The organism is Pseudogulbenkiania sp. FW507-F1, assembly GCF_058781125.1.
The window spans coordinates 207,005-215,630 of record NZ_JBYSWM010000003.1; the positions used below are offsets into that span (position 1 = coordinate 207,005).

Below are 8,626 nucleotides of genomic sequence, written 5' to 3' on the forward strand. Positions count from 1 at the left end.
GAAAAATGAGTCGAGAATATAGCAAGGAAGTCGTCGATGTGACGGCATTAATCAACGAGCAGGATTTTACGAAATATCACTGGCTGGTCTTGTTTTTCTGCTTTTCCATTCTGGCGCTGGACGGGTTCGACACCGCGGCCATCGGCTACGTCGCGCCCGCCCTTGTCACCGAATGGGGCATCAGCCGCCCCTCGCTGGCGCCGGTCTTGAGCGCCGCCTTGTTCGGTCTGGCCTTTGGCGCCATGGCGGCGGGCCCCAGTGCCGACCGCTTCGGCCGGAAGAACGTGCTGATCGCCTCGACCATCGTGTTTGCCGTCTTCAGCGGTTTGACGGCCTACGCCAGCAGCGTGCCGAGCCTGTCGGCGCTGCGCTTCCTGACCGGCCTCGGCCTGGGGGCGGCGATGCCCAACGCGGTTACCCTGATCGCCGAACTCGCCCCGGCCAAACGTCGCTCCTTCGTGGTCAACGCCGTCTACGTCGGCTTTCCGCTGGGCGCCGCCGCGGGCGGGTTCGTCTCGGCCGGGCTGATTCCGCACTATGGCTGGCAAGGCGTCTTCATCCTGGGCGGCATCCTGCCGCTGGCCCTGTTGCCGTTCATGATCCGCCACCTGCCCGAGTCGGTGTCCTACATGGCCGCCAAACAGTACCCGATCGAGAAAATCAAAGCTGTGCTGGAGCGGATTTGCCGCCAGGACCTGAGCCACGTCAAGCAATGCGTCATCGGTGAAGCGGCCGGCAAGGGCAAGGTAGAGAAATCGGCCCTGAGCCTGATTCTGTCCAGGCCGTTCCTGGTACCGACGCTGATGCTGTGGGTCACTTACTTCATGGGCCTGCTGATTTTCTATCTGCTGACCAACTGGATGCCGCTGATGATGAAAGACGCCGGCTTCAGCACGCAAAAGGCGGCCCTGCTGACCGCGCTGTTCCCGCTTGGCGGCGGCATCGGCACCCTTGTGAGCGGGCTGTTGATGGACAAATACAACCCCGGCCGCGTGCTGAGCCTGGTCTACGTGCTGGCCGCGCTGTTCCTGGTCGCGGTGGGCCAGAGCATGGACAACGTTTCGCTGTTCGCCGTGCTGATCTTCCTCGCCGGGGTCATGGTGACGGGCGCCCAGGCCTCCCTGCCGGCGCTGGCCGCGCCGATCTACCCGACCCAGGGGCGTGCCACGGGCATCGCCTGGATGCTGGGCATCGGCCGCTTCGGTGGCATCGCCGGTGCCCTGCTGGGCGGGGTCTTGCAGGGGATGCAACTGCCGTTCAGCCAGACCCTGACCCTGCTCACCCTCCCCGCCGGCATCGCCATGCTGGCCCTCTGGACCCTGTCGGTGAAAACCGGGCGTGATACGGCAGCGGCTGGCGCCCTGCCCTCGCTGAAACCGGCGGAATAAACCCGGCGCATTGACGGGCGGGAAAACAAAAACCGCGTAGCAGAGCCGGGCTGGATATCAGCCCGGCTCGATCCGGAGCGGATGGCGCGATACGCCCGATTACTGCCCGGCCGCGTTACCTCAAATGTCGTGCCGATTATTTTCCAGCCGTCGCCAAACTGTTTATTTCCCCATCTTTACCCCTGCCGATTCACCCTGTGTCAGCCGCTTATTTTCCCGAGGGATTGACGATGAATGCCTCCCACACCCCGTTTGAACGCGGCCTCGCCGTACTGCAGGCTTTCTCCGCCGACAACCCAACCCTTTCCGTCACCGAGGTGAGCGCGCAAACCGGCATTTCCTATGCGGCGGTTTATCGCTGCCTGTACACGCTGAACAAAATGGGCTTCGTCCAGCGCGAGGCAAAAGGCTATTTCAGCGTGACGGCAAAAGTGCTGGCCCTGAGCCAGGCATACCGCAAGGCCCTGGATCGGCCAGCACCGATCAGGTTTTGAGCAGCACGCCGTTCAAGTCGTGTGCGGAAACGGCATGCGCCATCGATTCCGCCTCGTAAATGTCGATGATCATCTTGATGAGCAGTTTGACATCGTTGGATTCGTCGAGCAGGCGGGTGCTGAGAATGATCGGCGACACCATATTGGGCACATCCAGCTCCCGATAGCTGACATCCTCGCGCTTCAGACCCTGCACGCTGGAGGGAACGATCGCGATGCCGACCCCGGCCGCCACCAACCCTATCGCGATCTGCAGCTCGCGCGCCTCGTAGATGCTTCTTGGCTCCAGCGCCCGGTCATGAAACGCCGCCAGCACCTGATCGGCAAAACTCGGGCGCGGGGATTTCGGGAACACGATCAGCGTCTCCATGGCAATATCCTGCAGCGACAAGGCGGGCTTGGTCGCCAGCGGGTGCTCGCTGGGCAAGGCCGCCATCAGGCGCTCCTCGCGCAACACGATGCGGCGCACATTGGGATCTTCGTGACGGATGCGGCCGAACCCGACGTCGATGCGGCCCTCCTTGAGCGCGCCGATCTGCTCCATCGTGGTCATTTCGTGCAGGCTCAGTTCGATGGTCTTGTGCGCGTCGCGGAAGCGCCGAATGATCTTGGGCAACATGCCGTACAGCGTCGAGCCGACAAAACCGATCGACATCTTGCTGTCGATGATCCCGATGCGCTGGGTCATCGCCCTGAGCTCGCGCGTCTGCGACAGCAACTGCAGGGCATGGCCATAGAAGAACTGCCCGGCCTCGGTCAGCTTGAGCGGGCGCGAGCCGCGCTCGATCAGCACCACCCCGAGATCGTCTTCCAATTGTTGAATCTGGCGACTCAATGGCGGCTGGGCGATATGCAGCCGCTCGGCCGCGCGCGTGATGTTGCCTTCTTCGGCGACGGCAACGAAGTAACGCAGGTGGCGCAGTTCCATAGCAAACCTCCAGGGCATCACGACACCGCACCGTTGGCCGAAAGCCACGGGCTGGAGTGTCGTATCGGAAAGAGTGTCGATAGCCGCCCGCAGCAGGCGGCTGAGTCGGCGCCGGCCACTTGGCCGCAAAAAACAGGCAACGTGGAGCGGGGCCGCGCGGCCAGCCGGCCTGCGCGTCCGGCTCCGGATGAGGGACGGGCGCCGCGGGGACGTGGCCCCGCTAAGTCCCCTTGGCCTGCCGCTGGTGCGGCTTATTCAGCACCAGGTAGGCGATGCAGCCGATCACCACGCCCCAGAAGGCCGATCCCAGGCCGAGAAAACTCATGCCGGAGGCGGTGGCGAGGAAGGTGATCATCGACGCCTCGCGGTGATCGGCCTCCTCCACCGCGCCCAGCACGTTGGCCGAAATCGCCCCGATCAGCGCCAGCCCCGCCAGCACGGCGACGAATTCCTTGGGCAAGGCGGTGAACAGCAGCACGATGGTGCTGCCGAACATTCCGCCAATCAGGTAGAACGCCCCGTTGGCGATGCCCGCGACGTAACGCCGCGACGGGTCGTCGTGCGCGTCCTTGCCGGTGCACAGCGCGGCGGTGATGGCGGCGATGACGATGGTGATGCCGCCGAAGAACGCCACCACCAGCGAGGCCAGGCTGGTGACGGTGATGATCGGCTTGGCCGGGGTGTCGTAACCCGATACACGCAGCACCGCCATGCCGGGCAGATGCTGGCCGGTCAGGCTCACCATCACCAACGGCAGCGCCAGGCTCAGCGTGGTGCCCAGCGTCCACTCCGGGCGGATGAACTGCGGCGTGGCCAGGCTGAGCCGCACATCGCCCAGGTGGGTCTGCCCCAGGAGCACGGCCAGCGCGGCGCCGCAGAGCAGCACCAGCACGATGCAGTAACGCGGCAACAGCCGCTTGAACAGCAGGTAGGCGCCGACCATGCCGAACGCCAGCACCGGCATCGAGCCGACCGACTTGAAGGCGCTGGCGCCGAACTGGAACAAAATGCCCGCCATCATCCCGGCGGCGATGCCCTTGGGAATGTGGCGCATGATCCGGTCGAACGAACCCGACGCGCCGATCAGCAACAGCACCACGGCGGCGGTGAGATAGGCTCCCACCGCCTGGTTCAGCGTGACGCCGGGAAACAGCGTCACCAGCAAGGCGGTGCCGGGCGCGGACCAGGCGGTCACCACCGGCACCTTGAGGCGCCAGCTCAGCACGATGCCGGACACCGCCGCGCCCATCGAGATGGCCCAGACCCAGGACGAGATCATCTCGTTGGGCATGTTGGCCACCTTGGCGGCCTGGAAAAAGATCACCAGCGGACCAGAATAGGAAATCAGCACCGCGAGGAAGCCGGCGGTGATGGCGGAGAGCGACCAGTCCTGGCGCAGCGAACCGCTCGCATCGGGTGCCGGGGACGCCAAAGAACGGTCTTGGGATGAATTGTTCATTGAGTATGCCTCATCAAAAAATGACCTCTCACCCATCAGGATGAGAGGTCCGAACGCGATGATGCAAGAGGGACTCGTGGGTGGCGCCTAGCCCAGATCGCCGCCGCCGACCGGTAACACCGTGCCGGTAATATAGGACGCCTCGTCCGACGCCAGGAACAGGATCGCGCGCACCTGCTCGTCGATGGTGCCGTAACGGTGCATCAGGCTGCTGGAAAGGGTCTGGTCGACGATGCCCTGGTACCAGACTTTTTCCTGTTCGCTCATAGGCGCGCTATTGCGCGGCACCTTGCGCGGCGGCGCCTCGGTGCCGCCGGTGGCCACGGCGTTGACACGGATGCCGTCCTCGGCGTGCTCGAAGGCGAGGCTCGCGGTGAGCGCGTTCACCCCGCCCTTGGCGGCGGAATACGGAATACGGTAGATACCACGCGTGGCGATCGACGACACGTTGACGACCACCCCCTGCTGGCGCTCGACCATGCCCGGCAGCACGGCGCGGCAGCACCACAGCGTGGGGAACAGCGAGCGGCGGATTTCGGCCTCGATCTGCGCCTCCTCGTATTCCTGATAGGGCTTGGCCCAGATGGTGCCGCCGACGTTGTTGATCAGCACGTCGACGCGGCCGTAGGCCTCCTCGGCGGCTTCCACCACGAGCTGGGCGCCGTTGTAGCTTTCCAGGTCGGCCGTCACCACCGTGGCCTGGCCACCCCTGGCCTTGATCTCGCCGGCCACCTCGTGCACCAGCTCGGAACGGTCGGCCAGCACGACTAGCCCGCCCTCTTCCGCCACACTCAGGGCGACGCCGCGCCCGATACCCTGGGCCGCGCCAGTGACGATGACCACCTTGTCCTTGAAACGTGTGCTCATGATTCAGGCCTCGCTGCTGGCGGAGAATTTTTCATACAGGAAGCTCGCCGGGGTCACGCCCGACTGCTGCAGCCAACCGCGCACCGCCTCCACCATCGCCACCGGGCCGCACAGATAGACGTCCACGTCGCCGGCGTTGAGCCATTCCGGCTCGATGTGCTGCGTGACGTAACCCTTGCGCGGATGGGCGCTCTCGGCCGCCACCACACAGGTACGGTAGTCGAACTGCGGCAGCCGGGCCTTGATGGCATCCAATTGCTCCAGCGCCACCAGGTCGACGTCGTTGGTCACGCCGAACACCATGCGGATCGGCTGCGTGCTGCCGCTTTCGGCCAACACGTCGAGCATCGACAGGAACGGCGCGATGCCGGTACCGCCGGCCAGGAACAGCACCGGCCGCGCCACTTCGCGCAGGTAGAAGCTGCCGTACGGGCCGGCAAACGTCATGCGCTCGCCCACTTTGGCGTCATGGCTCAGGAAGTGGCTCATGCGACCGTTCGGCACGTTGCGCACCACGAACGCGGCCTCGCTGGCGCCGGGTGCCGAGCTGAACGAATACGCGCGGGTCAGTTCAGTGCCGGGAATGCCGACGTTGACGTACTGGCCCGGCAGGAAGGAAAGACTCGCCGGATCGTCGAGCTTGATCGAGAAGCCGATGGTGGAATCGGACAGCGGCCGCACCGCCGCGATGGTGCCGCCGAAGCTCGACACGCCGGTCTTGCACGCCACCGACGAAGCCGGGATCTTGATCACGCAGTCCGACTTGGGCCGGGTCTGGCAGGTCAGGATGTAGCCCTGCTCGGCATCCTCCGGGGCCAGGGCGTCTTCGATGTAGCTCGATTCCGGCAGGTCGTACTCGCCCGACTCGCACAAGCAGCGGCAGGTACCGCAGGCGCCGTCGCGGCAATCCAGCGGAAGATTGACCTTCTGGCGATACGCCGCGTCGGACAGCTTTTCGTTTTCGTTGCAGCTGATGAAACGGGTGACGCCGTCCTCGAATTGAAGTGCGATGTTGTAGCTCATGATTCCTACTCCTGCCGTACCGAGCCGCGCCTCCCCCGTCCCGCATCGCCGCGCCGTCCTGTCCAATACAAGACGGCGGGCGCGCTGTGCCGGGAGGGCCGGCGGCTCTCTATGCTTGCTTAAATGTGGTAGACGTCGATTACCTGGTGGATGTAATCGTTCTTCAGCACCACATACTTGTTGCGGATCTTCGGGCTCGCGCCGGAAAAGTCGATCACGTAACGTGCCATGCCGAAATGGCTGTAGTTGGTCTTGTAACGGTGGCTCAGCGTGTGCCAGTTGAAGCGCACCGTGACCAGGTCGCCATCCTGCTTTTCCAGCTCCACGTTGCTGATGTTGTGGCTGGTGCGGGTGTCCGGCATGGTGGCGCTGGAGCGCTCGGTCTTGATTCGGAACACGCGATCTTCCAGGCCCTGGCGGTTGGCGTAGTAGATCAGCGAGATTTCACGCTGCGGGTCGGTGACGAGCTTGTCGTCATCGTCCCACGACGGCATCCAGAACTCGGCGTCCGGGTGGTAGCACTCGAGCCACTCGTCCCACTGCTCGTCGTCCAGCAGGCGGCTTTCGCGGTAGAGAAAGCTGCGGATCTGCTCCATGTTGACGTTGCTCATGCCTCTTCTCCTTCCTCGCGCACGGCGTGCTTCATCACGTCCAGCCAGTAGCGGTGCTGCACCGTGTACAGGCCCTCGTCCTCGGTCTTGACCCCGCTCAGTACCGGCTTGAGGCCGATCTTCTTCGCCGCCTCGTCGGCGCCTTCGATCCAGTGTGTGGAACCGCGGCACATGTCGTTCCATTCCAGCGCGATGCCGGAGTAACCCTGCTGGCAGGCGCGGAATTCTTCCAGGTCGTCCGGCGTGGCCATGCCACTGGCGTTGAAGAAGTCCTCGTACTGGCGGATGCGCCGTGCACGCGCCTCGTCCGATTCGCCCTTGGGCGCGATGCAGTAGATGGTGACTTCGGACTTGTTCACCGACAGCGGGCGCACCACGCGAATCTGCGAGCCGAATTGGTCCATCAGGTACACGTTCGGGTACAGGCACAGGTTGCGGGAGTTGCGCACCATCCAGTCCGCCATCTCGGGGCCGAGCTTTTCGGCGTACTCGTCGCGGCGTGCGAAGTTGGGGCGGTCTTCCGGGTTGGCCCACTGCGTCCACAGCAGCATGTGGCCGTGCTCGAAGGCGTAGAAGCCCCCGCCCTGCTTGCCCCACTTGCCGGCGTCCATGGCGCGGGTGGTATCGACGCGCTCGCTCTGTTCCTTGCGGTGGCTGGTGGTGGCGGCGTAGTTCCAGTGCACGGCGGAGACGTGGTAGCCGTCGGCGCCATTTTCGGCGGTCAGCTTCCAGTTGCCGTCGAAGGTGTAGGTCGACGAGCCACGCAGCACTTCCAGCCCTTCGGCCGACTGGTCGACGATCATGTCGATGATCTTGGCCGCTTCACCGAGGAATTCGGTCAGCGGCTTGACGTTTTCGTTCAGGCTGCCGAACAGGAAACCGCGGTAGTTCTCGAAGCGTGCCACCTTCTTCAGGTCGTGCGAGCCTTCCTTGTTGAAGCAATCCGGGTAACCGGCGTCTTCCGGGTCCTTCACCTTCAACAGTTTGCCGCTGTTGTTGAAGGTCCAGCCGTGGAACGGGCAGGTGTAGGTCGCCTTGTTGCCGCGCTTGTGACGGCACAGCGTGGCGCCACGGTGGGTACACGCGTTGATGAAGGCGTTCAGCTCACCCTGGCGGTTGCGGGCGATGAATACCGGCTGCCGGCCCATGGTGGTGGTGTAGTAATCGTTGACGTTCGGGATCTGGCTCTCGTGCGCGAGGTAGATCCAGTTGCCCTCGAAGATGTACTTCATTTCGAGTTCGAACAGCGCTTCGTCGGTGAAAACACTGCGGTGCACGCGGTAGTCGCCGGTCTGCGGGTTCTCGATCAGGTAATCGTCCAGCTTCTTCAGCTTCGGGGTGGCATCGGGATGGATGGGGATCATTGCCGTTCTCCTCTATCGGGACAAGTGGACCCTGCCGGGCAGGGCCCGTCCCTGTTGCTCTATGCTCGGTGTCGATCAGGCGCTGGCGCGTTTGCGTTCGACTTCGGTCGTCGGTGCGGCCGCGGTTTCGCCGTTGAGGCGGAAGTCGAAGTCGATCGAGGCGAACGGCTTCTGCAGGCCCTTCCTGTCGATCTCGGCCGCGTCGGTGATGCGGTTCACCGCCGGCACCAGACCCTCGCGGCTGGCGAAGGCGAAGTCGTCCCACAGGTAGTCGTCACCGTCGATGTTGATCTGCGTGGTCAGCTTGCGGTGGCCAGCGGCGGTCACGAAGAAGTGGATGTGCGCCGGACGGCGGCCGTGGCGGCCGAGCAGGTTCAACAGGCGCTGGGTGGTGCCTTGCGGCGGACAGCCGTAACCCATCGGCATGATGCTGCGGAACTGGTAGCGGCCGTTGGCGTCGGTGACGATGGTGCGGCGCAGGTTGAAGTCCGA

9 protein-coding genes are annotated in these 8,626 nt (G+C 64.2%); 2 read left to right on the top strand and 7 right to left on the bottom strand.

What is annotated here, in order from left to right; translation table 11 throughout:
- Positions 1-5 precede the first annotated feature (5 nt).
- Together AC3WG5_RS03530 and AC3WG5_RS03535 are read left to right on the top strand one after the other, a co-directional pair.
- Positions 6-1,388 (top strand): MFS transporter, encoded by a 1,383-nt coding sequence (locus tag AC3WG5_RS03530; RefSeq protein ID WP_014086923.1) that lies wholly within the window; start codon positions 6-8, stop codon positions 1,386-1,388.
- A gap of 230 nt (positions 1,389-1,618) precedes the next feature.
- Positions 1,619-1,882: a helix-turn-helix domain-containing protein gene (locus tag AC3WG5_RS03535; protein ID WP_492567808.1), complete on the top strand. Its 264-nt coding sequence runs from the start codon at positions 1,619-1,621 to the stop codon at positions 1,880-1,882.
- Here the strand turns inward: AC3WG5_RS03535 and AC3WG5_RS03540 are convergent.
- From AC3WG5_RS03540 to AC3WG5_RS03570, 7 genes are all read right to left on the bottom strand, one after another.
- Positions 1,872-2,810, bottom strand: coding sequence for a LysR family transcriptional regulator (locus AC3WG5_RS03540; protein WP_482582329.1), 939 nt, complete (start codon positions 2,808-2,810; stop codon positions 1,872-1,874). The genes AC3WG5_RS03535 and AC3WG5_RS03540 overlap by 11 nt on opposite strands.
- Before the next feature lie 220 nt (positions 2,811-3,030).
- Positions 3,031-4,269, bottom strand: a complete 1,239-nt coding sequence (locus AC3WG5_RS03545; RefSeq protein WP_492567809.1) for a benzoate/H(+) symporter BenE family transporter — start codon at positions 4,267-4,269, stop codon at positions 3,031-3,033.
- Between the two features lie 87 nt (positions 4,270-4,356).
- Positions 4,357-5,136, bottom strand: coding sequence for a 1,6-dihydroxycyclohexa-2,4-diene-1-carboxylate dehydrogenase (locus tag AC3WG5_RS03550; RefSeq protein ID WP_492567810.1), 780 nt, complete (start codon positions 5,134-5,136; stop codon positions 4,357-4,359).
- A gap of 3 nt (positions 5,137-5,139) precedes the next feature.
- On the bottom strand, positions 5,140-6,159 hold the full coding sequence (benC, locus tag AC3WG5_RS03555; protein WP_492567811.1) for a benzoate 1,2-dioxygenase electron transfer component BenC: 1,020 nt from the start codon (positions 6,157-6,159) through the stop codon (positions 5,140-5,142).
- A 119-nt stretch (positions 6,160-6,278) separates the two neighbouring features.
- On the bottom strand, positions 6,279-6,770 hold the full coding sequence (gene benB, locus AC3WG5_RS03560) for a benzoate 1,2-dioxygenase small subunit (RefSeq protein ID WP_008953949.1): 492 nt from the start codon (positions 6,768-6,770) through the stop codon (positions 6,279-6,281).
- Positions 6,767-8,134, bottom strand: a complete 1,368-nt coding sequence (gene benA / locus AC3WG5_RS03565) for a benzoate 1,2-dioxygenase large subunit (RefSeq protein ID WP_492567812.1) — start codon at positions 8,132-8,134, stop codon at positions 6,767-6,769. The genes benB and benA overlap by 4 nt, the downstream gene beginning before the upstream one ends.
- A gap of 75 nt (positions 8,135-8,209) precedes the next feature.
- Positions 8,210-8,626, bottom strand: a 417-nt coding sequence (locus AC3WG5_RS03570) for a dioxygenase family protein (protein ID WP_492567813.1), incomplete at its 5' end; no start/stop codon positions are given.

Bases quoted from the DNA above. Each gene is read 5' to 3' on its own strand.
- benB (WP_008953949.1), bottom strand. From the start codon at position 6,770: ATGAGCAACGTCAACATGGAGCAGATCCGCAGCTTTCTCTACCGCGAA.
- benA (WP_492567812.1), bottom strand. From the start codon at position 8,134: ATGATCCCCATCCATCCCGATGCCACCCCGAAGCTGAAGAAGCTGGAC.
- AC3WG5_RS03540 (WP_482582329.1), bottom strand. From the start codon at position 2,810: ATGGAACTGCGCCACCTGCGTTACTTCGTTGCCGTCGCCGAAGAAGGC.
- AC3WG5_RS03535 (WP_492567808.1), top strand. From the start codon at position 1,619: ATGAATGCCTCCCACACCCCGTTTGAACGCGGCCTCGCCGTACTGCAG.
- AC3WG5_RS03550 (WP_492567810.1), bottom strand. From the start codon at position 5,136: ATGAGCACACGTTTCAAGGACAAGGTGGTCATCGTCACTGGCGCGGCC.
- AC3WG5_RS03530 (WP_014086923.1), top strand. From the start codon at position 6: ATGAGTCGAGAATATAGCAAGGAAGTCGTCGATGTGACGGCATTAATC.
- benC (WP_492567811.1), bottom strand. From the start codon at position 6,159: ATGAGCTACAACATCGCACTTCAATTCGAGGACGGCGTCACCCGTTTC.
- AC3WG5_RS03545 (WP_492567809.1), bottom strand. From the start codon at position 4,269: ATGAACAATTCATCCCAAGACCGTTCTTTGGCGTCCCCGGCACCCGAT.